This window comes from Gilliamella sp., from assembly GCF_024104075.1.
GTDB classification, from domain to species: Bacteria; Pseudomonadota; Gammaproteobacteria; order Enterobacterales; family Orbaceae; genus Gilliamella; species Gilliamella bombi.
The window spans coordinates 37674-54438 of sequence record NZ_JAGGHR010000016.1 but is presented as its reverse complement, the minus strand read 5'-3'; the positions used below and the strand labels follow the sequence as shown (position 1 = coordinate 54438).

Genomic DNA, 16765 nt, shown 5'->3' with positions numbered 1-16765 from the left:
ACCGAAGTGAACGCACCGCTGGTGTTCGGGTTGTGATGCCAATTGCATTGCCCGGTAGCTACGTGCGGAATAGATAAGTGCTGAAAGCATCTAAGCACGAAACTAGCCTCGAGATGAGTTTTCCCTGAAGAGATTCAGTAAGGTCCGTTTGAGACTAAGACGTAGATAGGTCAGGTGTGTAAGTGTAGTGATACATTGAGCTAACTGATACTAATGAACCGAGAGTCTTAACCTTACAACTCGGAGTTGTTTTGGGTTACGCAGAAGTTATTACTAGATGAGAAAATCATCGAAAAGAGAATAGAGATTGAAAAAACAGTTTGTTCCGGATTGAGAGATGGGTATTGATATGAGATAATGGTAGAAGATATCAATACTAATTGAAAGAGACAGGATATGTCTGGCGGTAATAGCGCGGTGGTCCCACCTGACCCCATGCCGAACTCAGAAGTGAAACGCCGTAGTGCCGATGGTAGTGTGGGTATTACCCATGTGAGAGTAGGGTGCCGCCAGACTTTTAAATATAGAGAGCCCAGCAGTCATGCTGGGCTTTTTGCTTTCTAAACAAAACTTATTTGTAGTGTATTTCTAGTTTATTCGATGTTTATTATACGTTTCAACAATAGGTGTTCTCACTGATGATATTGGTCGTAATTTATAAAGATAGGTTATGATAATGAATGAAGAATGGAAACCTATATTTCAAATAGAGTTAATGGATATTATTAACAGTCTACACATTAAAAAATTGCATGTTGGATCGTCTGATTCTCTTATTTGTGAAACGATGGGAGAACCAGAATTACCTGTAGCAAGACTGAATAGAAAATCAAAAATATTTAGTCATCTATATGGCAATGTCAATATTCTCTCTGAAAATAACATGGTAATAAGTATAAATATTGATATGCATTGTTTTAGAAAAAAAATGGTAGTTCTTGGTAGAATAAATAGCTGGAAACTTGATACTTGGTTAGAGTTATCAAAAATAAAAGATTGGCGTGTAAATAAATTTTGTGATGTGGTTCGACTTGAAGGAAAAGGAATAGTTATTTGTTTATTACCGAACGGAGAAGTAGGGATGATTTCTCTTTGTTGAGTGGTCTTTAATCACTGATGTTGAGTAGTAATTTGCGAAAATACTGTAATGAATATTGGAGTTTGTCGAGGTAAATGTGTACATAGAGATCATGTGAAAATTATCGCTTGCTGAGTGGAGTAACTTCGACGGGAGACCAAATTGACTGTTTCCATTGTATGAAGTTATTAGTTAGAATTTCTTTTATGTAATTTTCAAATTTAGAATTAAAGTATTTATCAGATATTATTGTTATTTCAAGAGTATAATGTTCATCACATAATAATTGACTAAGCCTATCAATTTTGTCGATAACGGCAATACTAAAATTATCCAATTCCGCTCTGGCAATATAACGGCCTTTATCATCTTTACAGGATAATTTACATTTAAATGCTAGTTCTATCTTAGTCAGCATTTCTTCAAATGAATTATTACTATCAATAAGTACAAAAGTTAACCATCTTTCATTTATTTTCATAACTCTATTATCCTAGAAAAATTTAATGCTAAAATATTAAAAAATAAATATTATTTACATAAAATGTAGAAATTGTTTACGTGTTATCCGAAGTAATTTTTAATGAATATGCATAAAAAACAAAATTAGCGTCTTATTATAAACAATAGATATGATGTTTATATCATAAAGAAGAAATAACTGCTACTGATTTGATTAAACGCTTATCGCTTGCTGAGTGGAGTAACGTCAAAAGGAGACCAAACTGGCTGTTCCCATTGTATGAAGTTATTAGTTAGAATTTCTTTTATGTAATTTTCAAATTTAGAATTAAAGTATTTATCAGATATTATTGTTATTTTAAGAGTATAATGTTCATCACATAATAATTGACTAAGCCTATCAATTTTGTCGATAACGGCAATACTAAAATTATCCAATTCCGCTCTGGCAATATAACGGCCTTTTTCATCTTTACAGGATAATTTACATTTAAATGCTAGTTCTATCTTAGTCAGCATTTCTTCAAATGAATTATTACTATCAATAAGTACAAAAGTTAACCATCTTTCATTTATTTTCATAACTCTATTATCCTAGAAAAATTTAATGCTAAAATATTAAAAAATAAATATTATTTACATAAAATGTAGAAATTGTTTACGTGTTATCCGAAGTAATTTGTAATGAATATGCATAAAAAAACAAAATTAGCGTCTTATTATAAACAATAGATATGACGTTTATATCATAAAGAAAAAATAACTGCCACTGATTTGATTAAACGCTTTATGGTCAGTTATCCGACTATTTATAACTAGCCTAAGAAAGCCTGATTGAAGCTTTTTATTCCTTTAATCTGTAAGAATGAATGTTCTTAAACCATTATTTATAGCTAGTCAAAGTTGAAAAATCCATCAAAACTAAATTAAGTCAGCAAGCTAAATGCTATAACAAAACCTATTAGGGTATAAACTTATAGGTTATTCTTTACAAGAATAAAACCGATTTGTGTTCCTTTTCCTTGTTCGGTAACAAATGTGCCAACTGCGCAAATCAGTTGTTCGTTGTAGTAAATTAGAGGGATTCGAGTTCGCATCCATGGTGGAATATTATGCTCTTGCCATAGTTTTTTTATTGATCGTGAACCATGGCGATTAACAATTTGAAATTTTCCTTGAGCATGGAATCTAACGGTGATTTTTTCATCTGCTTGTGGTAAGCGGCAACATAAATCAGTTTGATAATTAACTTGTAATTCGCCAACATTATCTGGAAGTGTTAATGGCAACGCTAAATCCCAGTTTAGGATTTGCTGTTCAATATCTTGATATAATGCTAACAAATAAAGTTGATTTTGATAACGGCGAACTTGTTGGTTATTAAAGATAAATTTCGGATTAGCATCTTCTTTTGCTAATGCAACGGTTTGCCAAATTAATGTTATTTGTTGGCGTGTTGGCATATTAATATGATTGTGTTTAAACCACATGCGTAAAATTGCATTTCGTTTATACTCGGAATAGTCCATTAATGGTGCAATAGCCAGTTGATTTTGTTCGGTGATAACTTGCTTAAATTCTACCAATAATAACTCATTAATTAACGTTTCTTGTTGTTGACATAATTCCGCACTGCGTGCAACCATTTGCGAAAAATGTGGCCAGCGTTGATTAAGAATTGGTAAGACTTTTAAGCGTAAAAAATTACGGTCGTAGTGATCATCTTGGTTGCTTTCATCTTCTATCCAATTGAGTTGATGTTTATTCGCATAGGTTTCAATTTGTGATCGTGATATTGTTAATAAAGGTCGAAGATGTTGTTGATTTTCCCTTGGCATTGCGGACAATCCCGCAGGTCCACTGCCACGTTTCAATGCCAAGAAGAAAGTTTCACATTGATCATCAAGATGTTGAGCTGTACATAACGTTTCATCATCTTTTAGATGGTGATATATAGCTTGGTAACGTGCATTTCTAGCTTGCTCTTCAATATTACCCGCTATGGGATCAAGTCTGACTTTTTCAATAATTATTGGAACTTGCCATGTTTGGCATTGTTGACTGCAATGCGTTGCCCAGTTGTCAGCATTGCTACTCAAACCATGATGAATATAGATCGCTCTTAGTTCTAAATTTGGTAACAATTGTTTTTTAAGCTTAACAAGCACATGCATTAATACCGTTGAGTCAACACCTCCACTATATGCAACCAGTAGCGCTTTGTGGTGTTTTATATTATGAAAAACTGTTTGTTTTATTATTTCGTCACACGTGATTTGGTTTTGATTATTCATCTTCTACTTAATTATGCTAAACTAAACATTCATAATGCATTGGTTTTATATAGATTCATTTTTTATAGCTTGATTCTGTCTAAACCAGTAGCAAGATCGGTAATTAAATCATCGGGATCTTCAAGCCCTATATGAAGACGAATTAAAGTTCCTTTAAAATCAATACCAGATACAGGTCTAATTTTTGTTAGTTCTTCGGGTTGATTAGCTAAAATTAATGATTCAAAACCACCCCATGAATAAGCCATTGAGAAATAAGTTAAGTTGTCAATAAAATCAGATAATTGCTCGTCAGTTAATCGATCTTTGAGTACAAAAGAAAATAATCCACTTGCACCTGAAAAATCACGTTTAAAAAATTCATGCCCCTTACAACTTTCTAATGCTGGGTGATTGACGGTAGCAACTTTAGGATGGTGAGCTAACCATTTTGCTACTTTTATGCCATTTTCGTGGTGTTGCTTTAATCGTATTGCTAATGTTCGCAATCCTCGTGCGGCTATATAAGCGGTATCAGCATCGCACATTTGTCCCATTAAGTAAGAACGTTCGCGTAATTTTTCCCAACAACGCTGGTTAGCAACAGCGGTGCCTATCATGGCATCAGAATGACCGATTAGGTATTTAGTGCCTGCTTGTATTGAGATATCAATATCATGATCTAATGCTTTAAATAATACGCCGGCGCTCCATGTATTATCGATCATAATAATAATTTCTGGATTGACGCTGCGAATTGCTTTAACCATTGAAGGAATATCATGAATTTCCATCGTAATGGAACTTGGTGATTCTAAAAATACGACTTTGGTATTGGGTTTAATTTGATTTGTAATATTGTGCCCCACTAATGGCGTAAAGTAATCTGTTTCAACACCAAAATTTTTTAAAATTTGCTGACAAAATTCTTGAGTAGGTTCGTAAGCGGCTTCAGACACTAATATATGATCGCCAGCTTGGACAAAAGCTAAAATAGCATTAGCGACGGCAGCTGCGCCACAAGGGTATAGATAGCAACCAGCTCCACCTTCGATTTCAACCATCGCATCTTGTAGCGCAAAATGAGTTAATGTACCACGGCGTCCATAAAATAATGCACCATTAGCACGGTTTTTGGTTGCTTCTTTTTTTGTTTCAATTGAATCAAAAACCAATGATGATGCACGTTGAATAACCGAATTAACAGCGCCTTGTGTATAACGCTTTTTACGTCCTGCATGAACTAATTTTGTTGGTAATGACATAATGATACACCCTTGCTACTATTTATTAAGGTTGATATTTTTATTAATTTTGATAACAGTTAGCATAGCATGCTGTTAGAATAGTAAAAAATAAATTTTATTAATATTTTCTTGCCAATTATGCTAATTGTTCAACTTGCTTGTCTTAAGGATGCTGACATTGATTTTTCACTGTTGCCTCAAACGCTTCTTGATGAAGCGAATAATTTAAGTGGCCAACGTAAAAAACAGTTTTTAGTTTGCCGATCAATTTTGGCTCATTTGCTTAAACAATACTGTGATATTTCGATGTTACCTGTTATTAAGGTTGGAGATAATGGTCGTCCCTCTTTTTTAGAGCCACACTTACCAGATTTTAATATTAGTCATAGCCAAGATTGGGTAGCAGTTGCGATTTCGTTAGTAGGTAAGGTTGGTTTAGATATCGAAGTAGCACGTCCACGAAAAAATTATTTGAAAGTAGCTAAAAATTTTTTTGCTGATGACGAATATCAATGGATGACTAAACAAGATGATACATTAAGAGCCTTTTGGCAACTATGGACATTAAAAGAGTCTGCATTAAAGCTTTATGCTAAAGGTGTTTGGCAAATAAAATCGGTTAACGTCGATTTAAAACAGCAGATGATTATGGCACCTTTTGCTCAAGAATTTTATTATCAATATCGTCAAGTGGATAATGTTCATCTGTCGGTGAACAGCAATCAACCGATCTCTAAATTAATTTTGTTGTCTTAATACAATGTTTTTCCATTATTTATTATGGTGCGATAATGGCTTGTTATTTATTAAACCAGATAGATATCTTGAATTCTTTTTCTATTAGTTTCGTTTAATTGATATTCCTGTGATAACCAATTGTCAATTGTACCGTGACGCGTTTTAATTGCATTCAGTGCCGCAGTTAGATACTCTTTTTTGGCGGCAAAAATTAATTTGCGTTTTTCAAACTCATCAGGCGTCATTTTATGTTGATATTGGCTTAATATATTTTCACGATAATCTGACAATAGCTGTTCTGTTAGTAAATAATCTTGCATGACAGTTTCTTCACTAACACCCAAAGCAAACAATGTTAATGCAACGCCAACACCTGTACGATCTTTACCAACAGCACAATGTTGTACCAATGGTCTACCTTGTGAGTTTAGTAGGATTGAGGAAAGTTTTTGATATGCTGTGTTATTAAATGGTAGTAGCTGGTAAAGCTTAATCATAAAATCAAATGGAGCATTTTTTTTAAGTGTTTGGTGAGCATTGCCTAGATCACTTGTTAAACTTGCGGTGATCGTATTACTTAACGGATTAGCTGGTACATTAATATAATGAGTATTTTGCCATAATTTATCTGGATTTCGCTTAATTTCATCAGGATCGCGATAGTCTAAAACGTAGTGCAGATTTAGCTGATTAGCTAAAAAAGATTGCTCTTGTTGTGTAATAAGCGAGAATGCGCCTGAGCGGTATAGTAGGCCAGATCGAATTTGACGTCCATCAATTGTTTTGATTCCACCTAAATCACGAAAATTAATCCCATTTTTTATCGGTACAACTGATGCCATAACCCATCCTTATTTATTTTTAACTTTACTTGCTATATTAACATGTTTCTGATTAGAATTAATTCATTGTTATGTTGTTTATCAATTTTTTGAGGTTTTTACTATGTCGATGTTATCTGTTTTACTAACTGATAAACCTGCACCAAAACAGTGGGGAAAAGATGCATTGCTGAGTTTTTCTAACGAGGCGATTACTATTCATTATAAACCGGAACATCGCTTAGGGGCGATTCAACGTGCAGGTCGAAAGTTAGATAACCAAGGAATAAATTCGGTTAAACTAAGCGGTGAAAATTGGGATATCGAAGCTTGTTGGCATTTTTGGTTAGGCTATCGTAATGCCAAAAAAAGTACAAAAGTAACTTGGTCAGAACTCAACACCAAAGACAAACAAGAATTGAAACATCGTATAGAAATTATTGATTGGTGTCGGGATATTATTAATGAACAAGCCGAAACATTAAGTCCTGTTGAGTTAGCCACACGAGCAGCTAAGTTAATTAGCACTTACTCATCAGCTGTGACTTACAACATCATTTCAGGTGAAGCTTTAAGAGAACAAGGTTATATGGGCATTTATACGGTTGGAAAAGGTTCGGATCGGCCAGCGGCTTTGCTTGAACTAGATTATAACCCAACCCAAAACCCTAATTCACCGATAACAGCCTGTTTAGTTGGTAAAGGTATTACCTTTGATTCAGGAGGATATAGTTTAAAACCAAGTAATTTTATGGAGTCAATGCGCTCAGATATGGGGGGGGCTGCGTTAGTAACAAGTGCATTAGCATTAGCCATTGCGCGCGGTTTAAATCAACGTATTAAACTTTATCTATGTTGCGCGGATAATTTAGTCAGTGGCAATGCGTTTAAATTAGGCGATATTATTCGTTACCGTAACGGTAAAACGGTTGAAGTTGATAACACTGATGCAGAAGGGCGACTAGTTTTGGCTGATGGTTTAATTTGTGCTGATAATGACCAGCCTCATTATATTATTGATTGTGCAACACTGACTGGAGCGGCTAAGATTGCGGTGGGGAATGATTATCAGTCATTACTTTCGTTTGATGATAAATTTGCTAGCCAATTGTTAGCTAGTAGCGATATTGAGCATGAAGCTTTTTGGCGATTACCATTAGCCGACTTTCATCGTTCGCAATTCCCATCATCATTTGCTGATATAGCAAATTCAGGTATACCTAATACTGCTGGGGCAAGTACTGCTGCGGCTTTCTTATCGCATTTTATTAAAAATTATCAAAAAAATTGGCTACATATTGATTGTTCTGCAACATTCCGTAAAAGCGCCACAGCTCTATGGGCAACAGGGGCAACAGGTATTGGTGTGAGGACAATTGCTAATTTACTTAGTCAGCTTAAATAAACAAAAAACCACTTTTAAAAAGTGGTTTTAAAGTGGTTTTTGTTAACAAAGTGCAATTTTAATCATTTTTAATAACAATTGCTTTTTTGATATAAATAGGCTCAACTGGCACATTTTGATGTGGTCCCACGCGTTTAGTTGGGACACTAACAATTTTATCAACTATATCCATCCCTTTAGTTACTTTACCAAATACAGCATAACCATATTGTTCTGGTGATTTGTAATTAAGGAAATCATTGTTTACTACGTTGATAAAAAATTGACTGGTTGCGCTGTTTATTTCACTCGTTCTTGCCATTGCAATGGTGCCACGATCATTTTTTAAACCATTGTCTGCTTCATTTTTAATTGGTGGATTATTCTCTTTAAATTTTAGTTGATCATCAGCGCCACCACCTTGAATCATAAATCCAGGAATTACACGGTGGAAAGTTAAATTTTCATAAAAACCACTATTAACATAATCAAGAAAGTTTTTAGTGGTAATTGGCGCATGTTCGCTGTCTAGTTCAATCTCAATATCGCCCATACTGGTTTGTAATAAGACTTGAGGAGTAGCTAAGGCGATAGTTGAAAAAATTGTTAGCAATAATGTTAAAATTAATAGTTTGATTTTTTTCATATTAATAAAATCTCTTTCCATTTGAATTGACTGATTATACCGAATATTAAGCTAATTTAAATAGCAATTATGCAAAATCGGATAATTTTTTGTGCTGTATATCGTATAACAATTTAATTATATTTAATTAAAAAATTGATTAGTCTATTTTATTGATGTTAACCTGATTTTAAACATTAATAAGATAAGGAGTTATAAAAAATGTTTTTTATAACTCCCTTTTTTATACTAACCGTTTTTATACTGAAACATAGTGTAACCTGAAACTTTTTTACAAATAAAACTATTAAATTTTATGCGATGTATTTTGTGTGATATGCCTTTATTTCTATCTCATCATGGCATTTGTAGCCAATGTGTTCAAAATATACCTAAATTTAATAAGGTCTGCCATCAATGCTGTTTACCACATTCTTTATCGACTGATATATGTTATCGGTGTCGTGCAAAGAAACCTTATTGGGATGAACTTATTGCTGTTTCTGAGTATGTTAATCCTTTAAAAAAATTGATTCATCATCTAAAGTTCTGCAACAAAATTGAATTGAGTACTGCATTGGCAAGATTGATGTTTTTGGCTTGGTATCAACGGCGAGAAATCGATGCGTTAATTAAGCCCGATTTGGTCACTTGTGTGCCATTGCATCATTTTCGTTATTGGTCTCGTGGTTTTAATCAAGCTGAGTTATTGGCAAAACCGATTGCAAGATGGTTAGATTGTGAATTTTATCCTTATTTACTATCTCGAACGTCAAATGTACAAGATCAAAAAAAACTATCTCTTACAGAGCGAATCGCTAATGTTGAAAAGCTTTTTACATGCCATCAAAATCTTTCACATAAATCAGTAATGCTTATTGATGATATCGTTACAACAGGTAATACGATTAATGCAATTAGTCAGCAACTAAAAAATTGTGGAGCAACGAGTGTTTATGTTGTTTGTTTATGCCGTACAGTATTGTAAAATCCTAAACAGCCCCTATAATAACCAAGAAAGTTAGTCAACTATTATTAATATATTATAAATGATGTTAGGTTTGTTTATTACCTAACTACATTAAAGTGAGGGGTTATGTCTATTATCACTATTTCTGAATCAGCTCAACAGCACTTTAAAAAATTGCTTGCTAATCAACCCGATGGAACACAAATTCGAGTATTTGTTATTAACCCTGGTACTCCAAGTGCTGAATGCGGTGTTTCGTATTGCCCTGCTGATACTATAGAAGATAGCGATATAGAAGAACGGTATGCTGATTTTTCAGTTTATATTGATGAAATTAGTGCGCCATTTTTAGAAGAAGCTGTCATTGATTATGTGACTGATGAATTAGGTTCGCAGTTAACATTAAAAGCACCAAATTCAAAAATGAAAAAAGTAGCTGATGATGCACCTCTTATTGAGCGTGTTAATTACGCAATTCAAGCACAGGTCAATCCGCAATTAGCTAGCCATGGTGGCCATGTTAGTTTAGTGGAGTTGACCGAAGATAATTATGTTGTTTTACAATTTGGTGGGGGGTGTAATGGTTGCTCAATGGTTGATTATACTTTGAAAGAAGGTATTGAGAAGCAATTAATGGCAGAGTTTCCTGAACTCGCTGGTGTAAAAGATATTACTGAACACCAAGCTGGAGCTCATTCTTTTTGCTAATAATGGCAGAAAATAATTTTTATTTAAATCTTGCTTATTGCTGGGATTGAGTCATAATCGGATAACGTTTGCCATTTGACATTCTGATGGGGTTTTATGAATCAAGTTAGTATTATTTCAGATCTTATCGTTTGGATTGAAAAAAATTTGGAACAACCATTATCTATTGATCATGTTGCACAAAAATCAGGTTATTCAAAGTGGCATTTACAACGTATGTTTAAAGAGGTAACTGGTCAAGTTCTTGGTACTTATATTCGACATCGTCGTTTAACTTATGCTGCGCTTGCTTTACGCATGACAAGTAAGCCTATTTTAGATATTGCGATGCAATATCGTTTTGATTCTCAACAAACATTTACTCGTTCTTTTAAAAAACAATTCAATGAAACTCCAGCAAGTTACCGACGAGGAGATATTTGGGATCCTACAGGATTAACTCCTGCTATTGAGCTTAATAAAAATCGGTTTTCATTGCCTGAGCCAAAATTTGTTAATATGCCTCAAAAAACGTTTTGGGGTATCACCTTTAAAAATAATTGCAATTTGAGTCAATTATTAGATGAAGAAAATAAACTAAGATCACAATTTTTTCATAATTATATATCTCGCTGTGGAAATACATGTGAAAACTTGCCAGATAAAATTTATGCTTTTAGCCGTATATTGAAAAGCAAAGATAATGCTAATGAACAAGAGCTTTTTTATACAATTGCTTTAGATCAGAATAATAATTTAGAGCATATTGAGCAGATAGTTAATGAAGGAGGATTGTATCTTTGTTTTAGATATATTGGTTCTCCTGATGAGTTTGGCGATTTTATTTCACAAGTGCATTTAGCTGCTATGCCAGCATTAAAGGTACGCTTACGTTGCTCTAGTTGTGTAATTGAGATTCATCATAATCTTCGCGATGACTCTGTTGAATCGTTTAAGGATATTAAGCATATGGAGTGTGATTATTGTGTGCCGGTTGTTGCTGATAGTGAAGTCAATATCCAATCAAGTTTATAGTTATAATATGATATAAAAATCTGCTATTAGATATTGACTGAATTATTTAGTTATCTGAGTTTAATAAAATCTTTTCTAACCACTGTTTAAATTCTGGAGTTGTCTCTTTTAGGCTATTAGAGCCTCTTGTTACAGTTGCAATACCAATTTTTAGTTGCTCTTTAAGTTGGCGTTGATTGATTGAACCATCAAGTAATGAATGTACGATTTTAACTCGAGTAATTAAAGCATCTCGCTCATCGGCTGTCATTAGTAATTTTAATATATCCAGTGAATAACCATCGTTAAATGCTTGGTGTAATAATTCAACTGTTTGTTTCCATTCGTTAGTTTTCATTATAATCACCATTAATATTGTTTATTAAATTCATTTGAGCTAAGAAAATTGACATTTTTTTGCCCTAAGATTACTTGATAAATATAATCATATACCAATACGTTTTTGACGTAATTACGTGTTTCAGTAAACGGTATACTATCGATAAATGCTACTGCATCAAGTTTTCCGTTACTCTTTTTTAGCCAGCGCTTAACATTATTTGGACCAGCATTATAAGCGGCTGAAGATAATATACGATTTTTATCATTTTGTAGATAAGCAGTGTTTAAATAGGTAGTGCCTAACTGTATATTTGTTTGAGGATCAAACAATTGTGCTGATGAAATATAAGTTAATGAATTAACTTTTTTAGCTGTCTCTTTTGCTGTAGCTGGCATTAGTTGCATTAATCCACTGGCGCCGACAGGTGATTTGACAGTAGTATCAAGTGCACTTTCTTGGCGAGAAATAGCTAAAGCATAAGATAAACCAATAGCTTTATCTTTTAATGCATTGTTATATAAATCTTTGTACATAATAGGCAAACGCTCTGTCCAGTTATTCCAGAGTTTGCCTGCAATGGTTGCTTGAATACTAAGATCCCCCCACCCTTTTTGTAAGGCATATTGAGATAATGCTAAATATTCATTCTTATTTTTTTGATTATTTAACATATATCGCCATTCGTAGCTTGATTCTGAAAGCATTCCTAAATAACGTAATTCGTTAATTCTTTTTACATAGGGTTGATTGTCGTATTTGCTTTTTAAGGTTGATATTTCTGATGGTGTAATCTTTGGTGATTGGTTATTGATCGAATAAGGTTGATTAAGAGTTTGTGCACTTATCATGCCATAAAACCCACGTTTGGTTGTGAGTGTTTGCAAAATTTTGTTAGCTTCACTTTTTTTATTATTATTTAATAAAACTCTAGCTTGCCAATATTGCCAGTCTTCTTTTAATTGATCTTCTGGTGATAGTTGTGCTATCCAATAAGCGATGTCTGTGAAGTTATAGTTATCGATAGCAAGGCGGATACGTTTTTCAACTAATGTTGTATCGTGGTATTTTTCAATATAGCTATCACGCCATTTAATTTGTTCATCTGTTGCAGAATTTTTAAAGTAGCTGTTAGCTAAACTCTTTTGTAATGCTACCTGCTCTGCTTTACTTAAAGTTTGCTGTTTAACTAATTTTGGTAATAATGCTGCAGCTAAATTCATATCAGCTTTTACTAAGCGAGGGAATGATGATAAGACAACTTTTTTAGTGAAAGAGCTAGCTTTAATATTTTTTGAAAAATCTTCTAATTTTTTAGGATTATTAAGAACAGCTAGTAAATTGATTTTTGTTGTTTTGTAGTTGTCATCAAGTAAATTAGCTAGGTGTTTGGCTAATTTTAAATTATTTGCATCAATAGCAAGTTCGATACGTAATAGTATTAAATTAGCTGTCCGTTTACCTGCTTGAGCCCAAGCGTCAAGTAATGGATCGCATGCAGAAGGAAGTTCTTTGCCTGTCATCCAAAGAGATTCAACAGAGCTAAAAGCAACCTCGTTATTTCCTTGTTGTAGTAATGCATATTGATAACGACAGTTAGAGAGTATGGAGTTATCTTTTGGGAACGAAACGATTGAATTCCAATCTTGACGATTGCTTAATTCGCTTAAATAAGATTGTGTTAATGAAGCTGTTAGCGGAAAATTATTATATTGATTAATAAAATCGCTTACCATTTGTGGTGAAACGATTTTAATATTACTCTGAAAAAACTGTACAGCAGCATAAGGATACAATGGATAATCTTTTATGGTAGAGAGTAATGTTTGCTGTTCTTCAAAGTTAAGTGATTGATAGGAGTTAAGCCATTTTTGATAATTTTCTCGACCTTTTTGATAACTATCTGCATAAATGTTACCTGTGAACAATAGGTTAATTATCAAAAAATAACGTAATACTAATTTCATCCTTTAACTCCTATGTTAATTTAGTTTATTAGATTAGCATATTAAGCTATGATTCGTCGATAATGAACTGCGGTTTAATTCCTACTAAAACACTCAACTAAATACTTGACTAAATCGAAAGGATATATACAATATGCATACACACATATAAAGGAATGCTCAATGAAACTGACATCAAAAGGGCGATACGCGGTGACAGCAATGCTTGATGTTGCTTTACATGCAGATTCAGGACCGGTATCACTAGCTGATATTTCAGAACGTCAAGAAATTTCACTTTCTTATCTTGAACAATTGTTTGCTCGATTACGAAAAAATGGTTTGGTGCGCAGTGTTAGAGGCCCTGGTGGCGGTTATATACTGAGTCGTTCTATGGATCAAATTGCTATTAGTTCAATTGTTAAAGCTGTCGATGAAACAGTGCATGCGACAAAATGTCACGGGCAAGATGGATGTCAAGGCGGTGTTAGATGTTTAACCCATACACTGTGGAATGATTTAAGTGAACGAATTGAGGACTTTTTAACTAGCATTACATTGAGTGAATTGGTCAATAATAAAGAAGTTAAAGCTGTTGCTAGCCGACAAAGTAATATACAACACGTTCAAATTAATTAATAAAAATAGAATACAGAATTTTTCATTGGGAGTAATTAATGAAACTACCTATTTATATGGATTATGCAGCGACAACGCCTGTAGATCCTAGAGTTGCTGAAAAAATGATGCAGTATTTAACGCCAGACGGTATATTTGGTAATCCAGCATCTCGTTCCCATAAATTTGGCTGGCAAGCTGAAGAAGCCGTTGATATTGCCCGTAATCAAATTGCCGATCTTATTGGTGCTGATTCACGCGAAATTGTCTTTACGTCAGGGGCAACTGAAGCTGATAATTTAGCAATTAAAGGTGCCGCTCATTTTAATCAAGCCAAAGGTAAGCACATTATTACTTGTAAAACTGAGCACAAGGCTGTGCTTGATACTTGTCGCCAACTTGAGCGAGAAGGTTATGAAGTAACTTATTTAACGCCAGAATCCGATGGGATCCTTGATCTTGATAAACTTGCAACGGCTATGCGTAGTGATACAACCGTTGTATCAATTATGCATGTCAACAATGAAACGGGTGTAATACAAGACATCGAAAAAATTGGTGAGATGTGCCGTGAAAGAGGTATTGTTTTTCATGTTGATGCAACCCAGTCTGTTGGTAAATTACCAATTGATGTAGCTAACTTAAAAGTTGATTTAATGTCATTTTCTGGTCATAAAATTTATGGACCAAAAGGTATTGGTGGGCTTTATGTAAGGCGTAAACCGCGTGTTCGTATTGAAGCTCAAATACATGGCGGTGGTCATGAACGAGGCATGCGCTCTGGTACTTTACCTGTGCATCAAATTGTGGGCATGGGTGAAGCGTATCATATAGCTAAACAAGAGATGGTTACTGAAATGCCTCGTTTATTGGCTTTAAAAAATCGTTTATGGGATGGTTTAAAAGACATTGAAGAGGTTTATTTAAATGGTTCTTTGGAGCACAGTGTGCCAAATATCTTAAATGTGAGTTTTGCTTACATTGAAGGCGAATCGTTGATGATGGCTTTAAAAGATTTAGCTGTTTCCTCTGGTTCTGCATGCACATCTGCGAGTTTAGAGCCGTCTTATGTATTACGAGCATTAGGGCTTAATGATGAGCTGGCTCATAGTTCAATTCGATTTTCTATTGGTCGTTTTACCACAGAAGAAGAAATTGATTATGTCATTAAATTAATCAGAGAATCTATTGGGAAATTAAGGGATTTATCGCCTCTTTGGGAAATGTTTAAAGATGGCGTTGATTTAACAAAGATTAAATGGTCAGCACATTAAAATTGGGAGTAAATTATGGCATATAGTGAAAAAGTTGTTGATCATTATGAAAACCCACGTAACGTTGGTTCGTTTGATCAAAATGATCCTAATGTTGGTAGTGGTATGGTTGGCGCACCAGCGTGTGGTGATGTGATGCGTCTACAAATCAAAGTGAATGACAACGGTATTATTGAAGATGCTAAGTTTAAAACTTATGGTTGTGGTAGTGCAATTGCATCAAGTTCTTTGGTTACAGAATGGATAAAAGGTAAATCATTAGACGAAGCAGAAGCTATCAAAAATACGGATATTGCTAAAGAACTTGCTTTACCTCCGGTTAAAATTCACTGTTCAATTCTAGCGGAAGATGCAATTAAAGCTGCTATTGATGACTACAAAACCAAAAAAGGACAACGTTAATGGCAATCACATTGACTAATAGCGCAGCTGATCGTGTTCAAGCTTTTTTGGCTAATCGTGGAAAGGGTGTTGGGTTACGATTAGGTGTTAAAACATCTGGTTGTTCTGGTATGGCTTATGTTTTAGAGTTTGCCGATGTGATTAATGATGATGATAGTGTCTTTGAAGATAAACATGTCAAAGTTATCGTGGATAAAAAAAGCTTAGTTTATATTGATGGTACTGAACTTGATTTTGTTAAAGAAGGATTAAATGAAGGTTTCAAGTTTAATAATCCTAATACGAAGCACGAATGTGGCTGTGGCGAAAGCTTTAATGTGTAATCGGGCACAATAATTATGGTTAATTACTTCGAGCTATTTAGTTTGCCAGCTCAATTGCCGGTGGATGTCGCTCAACTAACAACTCATTATCAGCAATTGCAAAAGCAATATCATCCAGATAATTTTGCTGTTGGAAACGATATTGATAAAGTGGCAATTGTTCAAAAGTCAGCAATCATTAATGATGGTTATCATACGTTAAAAAATCCAATTAAAGCCGCTGAGTATTTTTTATCTCTACAAGGTTTTGACGTAGCAACTGAACAAAGTATTATTCATGATACTGATTTTTTAATGGAGCAATTTTTTTTACGTGAAAGACTTGATGATATCGAACGTAAAGATAATTTTGAATTATTAGATGATTTTTATGCTGAGATTGTTGCTTGTCAAAAGATAGTTTATAACGAATTATTACAATTTATTACTAATCAAGATTGGTCAAAAGCACTTAATCAGATCTATAAAATTCGCTATCTTGCCAGATTGATTGAACAAATCGAAAAGTTACAAGAAAAGCAATTTGATTTATAATTTAAGATAAGTAACATATCGATAGAGAT

Annotated in this window: 19 protein-coding genes and 2 rRNA genes; 13 read left to right on the top strand and 8 right to left on the bottom strand. The window is 33.9% G+C overall.

All coding sequences use genetic code 11. The features are described 5' to 3' along the window. From J6569_RS06615 to J6569_RS06605, 3 genes are all read left to right on the top strand, one after another. Window positions 1–235, top strand: a 23S ribosomal RNA gene (locus J6569_RS06615); the annotation flags it as partial. Window positions 236–399: 164 nt separating this feature from the next. Then, window positions 400–515 (top strand): 5S ribosomal RNA (rrf, locus tag J6569_RS06610). A 161-nt stretch (window positions 516–676) separates the two neighbouring features. Then, a complete protein-coding gene (locus J6569_RS06605; protein WP_174799312.1) occupies window positions 677–1099 on the top strand; it encodes a hypothetical protein in 423 nt (140 codons plus the stop codon). Between the two features lie 100 nt (window positions 1100–1199). Here J6569_RS06605 and J6569_RS06600 read toward each other — a convergent pair whose 3' ends face one another. The 4 genes from J6569_RS06600 to metC form a co-directional block, all read right to left on the bottom strand. After that, window positions 1200–1559: a hypothetical protein gene (locus J6569_RS06600; protein ID WP_296318071.1), complete on the bottom strand. Its 360-nt coding sequence runs from the start codon at window positions 1557–1559 to the stop codon at window positions 1200–1202. Window positions 1560–1762: 203 nt separating this feature from the next. After that, on the bottom strand, window positions 1763–2122 hold the full coding sequence (locus tag J6569_RS06595; RefSeq protein ID WP_296318070.1) for a hypothetical protein: 360 nt from the start codon (window positions 2120–2122) through the stop codon (window positions 1763–1765). 392 nt (window positions 2123–2514) lie between these two features. Beyond that, window positions 2515–3834: a tRNA lysidine(34) synthetase TilS gene (gene tilS / locus J6569_RS06590; RefSeq protein ID WP_296318069.1), complete on the bottom strand. Its 1320-nt coding sequence runs from the start codon at window positions 3832–3834 to the stop codon at window positions 2515–2517. Between the two features lie 62 nt (window positions 3835–3896). Continuing rightward, window positions 3897–5078: a cystathionine beta-lyase gene (gene metC, locus J6569_RS06585; RefSeq protein ID WP_296318068.1), complete on the bottom strand. Its 1182-nt coding sequence runs from the start codon at window positions 5076–5078 to the stop codon at window positions 3897–3899. Between the two features lie 120 nt (window positions 5079–5198). On the opposite strand from metC, the gene J6569_RS06580 reads away from it, so the two are divergent. After that, window positions 5199–5816 (top strand): 4'-phosphopantetheinyl transferase superfamily protein, encoded by a 618-nt coding sequence (locus J6569_RS06580; RefSeq protein ID WP_065605920.1) that lies wholly within the window; start codon window positions 5199–5201, stop codon window positions 5814–5816. 50 nt (window positions 5817–5866) lie between these two features. On the opposite strand, the gene J6569_RS06575 is transcribed toward J6569_RS06580, so the two are convergent. Further along, window positions 5867–6640, bottom strand: coding sequence for a tyrosine-protein phosphatase (locus J6569_RS06575; protein ID WP_065561033.1), 774 nt, complete (start codon window positions 6638–6640; stop codon window positions 5867–5869). Between the two features lie 103 nt (window positions 6641–6743). Between J6569_RS06575 and pepB the strand changes: the two genes are divergently transcribed. Beyond that, window positions 6744–8024 carry an aminopeptidase PepB gene (gene pepB / locus J6569_RS06570; protein WP_296318067.1) on the top strand — a complete coding sequence of 427 codons (1281 nt, stop codon included), beginning with the start codon at window positions 6744–6746 and terminating at the stop codon, window positions 8022–8024. A 58-nt stretch (window positions 8025–8082) separates the two neighbouring features. Here the strand turns inward: pepB and J6569_RS06565 are convergent, their stop codons facing one another. Further along, window positions 8083–8649 (bottom strand): peptidylprolyl isomerase, encoded by a 567-nt coding sequence (locus J6569_RS06565; protein ID WP_296318066.1) that lies wholly within the window; start codon window positions 8647–8649, stop codon window positions 8083–8085. A 316-nt stretch (window positions 8650–8965) separates the two neighbouring features. On the opposite strand from J6569_RS06565, the gene J6569_RS06560 reads away from it, so the two are divergent. From J6569_RS06560 to robA, 3 genes are all read left to right on the top strand, one after another. Next, window positions 8966–9616: a phosphoribosyltransferase family protein gene (locus J6569_RS06560; RefSeq protein WP_296318065.1), complete on the top strand. Its 651-nt coding sequence runs from the start codon at window positions 8966–8968 to the stop codon at window positions 9614–9616. A gap of 114 nt (window positions 9617–9730) precedes the next feature. Continuing rightward, window positions 9731–10306 carry a Fe-S biogenesis protein NfuA gene (gene nfuA, locus J6569_RS06555; RefSeq protein ID WP_065561041.1) on the top strand — a complete coding sequence of 192 codons (576 nt, stop codon included), beginning with the start codon at window positions 9731–9733 and terminating at the stop codon, window positions 10304–10306. A gap of 96 nt (window positions 10307–10402) precedes the next feature. After that, entirely contained in the window at window positions 10403–11320 is a 918-nt protein-coding gene (gene robA / locus J6569_RS06550; protein WP_065611182.1) for an MDR efflux pump AcrAB transcriptional activator RobA, read from the top strand. A 46-nt stretch (window positions 11321–11366) separates the two neighbouring features. Here the strand turns inward: robA and trpR are convergent, their stop codons facing one another. After that, window positions 11367–11657: a trp operon repressor gene (gene trpR, locus J6569_RS06545; RefSeq protein WP_296318064.1), complete on the bottom strand. Its 291-nt coding sequence runs from the start codon at window positions 11655–11657 to the stop codon at window positions 11367–11369. A gap of 11 nt (window positions 11658–11668) precedes the next feature. After that, a complete protein-coding gene (gene sltY / locus J6569_RS06540; protein WP_296318063.1) occupies window positions 11669–13606 on the bottom strand; it encodes a murein transglycosylase in 1938 nt (645 codons plus the stop codon). A 162-nt stretch (window positions 13607–13768) separates the two neighbouring features. Here sltY and iscR point away from each other — a divergent pair, with 162 nt between their 5' ends. From iscR to hscB, 5 genes are read left to right on the top strand one after another with little or no spacing between them, the layout of a single operon-like run. After that, window positions 13769–14224, top strand: coding sequence for a Fe-S cluster assembly transcriptional regulator IscR (iscR, locus tag J6569_RS06535; RefSeq protein WP_065589729.1), 456 nt, complete (start codon window positions 13769–13771; stop codon window positions 14222–14224). A gap of 38 nt (window positions 14225–14262) precedes the next feature. Beyond that, window positions 14263–15477 carry an IscS subfamily cysteine desulfurase gene (locus J6569_RS06530; RefSeq protein ID WP_065561025.1) on the top strand — a complete coding sequence of 405 codons (1215 nt, stop codon included), beginning with the start codon at window positions 14263–14265 and terminating at the stop codon, window positions 15475–15477. Between the two features lie 15 nt (window positions 15478–15492). Next, complete coding sequence (gene iscU, locus J6569_RS06525; RefSeq protein WP_034911174.1) at window positions 15493–15879, top strand: Fe-S cluster assembly scaffold IscU; 387 nt, start codon at window positions 15493–15495, stop codon at window positions 15877–15879. After that, window positions 15879–16202 carry an iron-sulfur cluster assembly protein IscA gene (gene iscA, locus J6569_RS06520; RefSeq protein ID WP_065561024.1) on the top strand — a complete coding sequence of 108 codons (324 nt, stop codon included), beginning with the start codon at window positions 15879–15881 and terminating at the stop codon, window positions 16200–16202. Before iscU ends, iscA begins: the two co-directional genes overlap by 1 nt. A gap of 15 nt (window positions 16203–16217) precedes the next feature. Next, window positions 16218–16736, top strand: coding sequence for a Fe-S protein assembly co-chaperone HscB (gene hscB, locus J6569_RS06515; RefSeq protein ID WP_296318062.1), 519 nt, complete (start codon window positions 16218–16220; stop codon window positions 16734–16736). The last annotated feature ends 29 nt before the right edge of the window (window positions 16737–16765 follow it).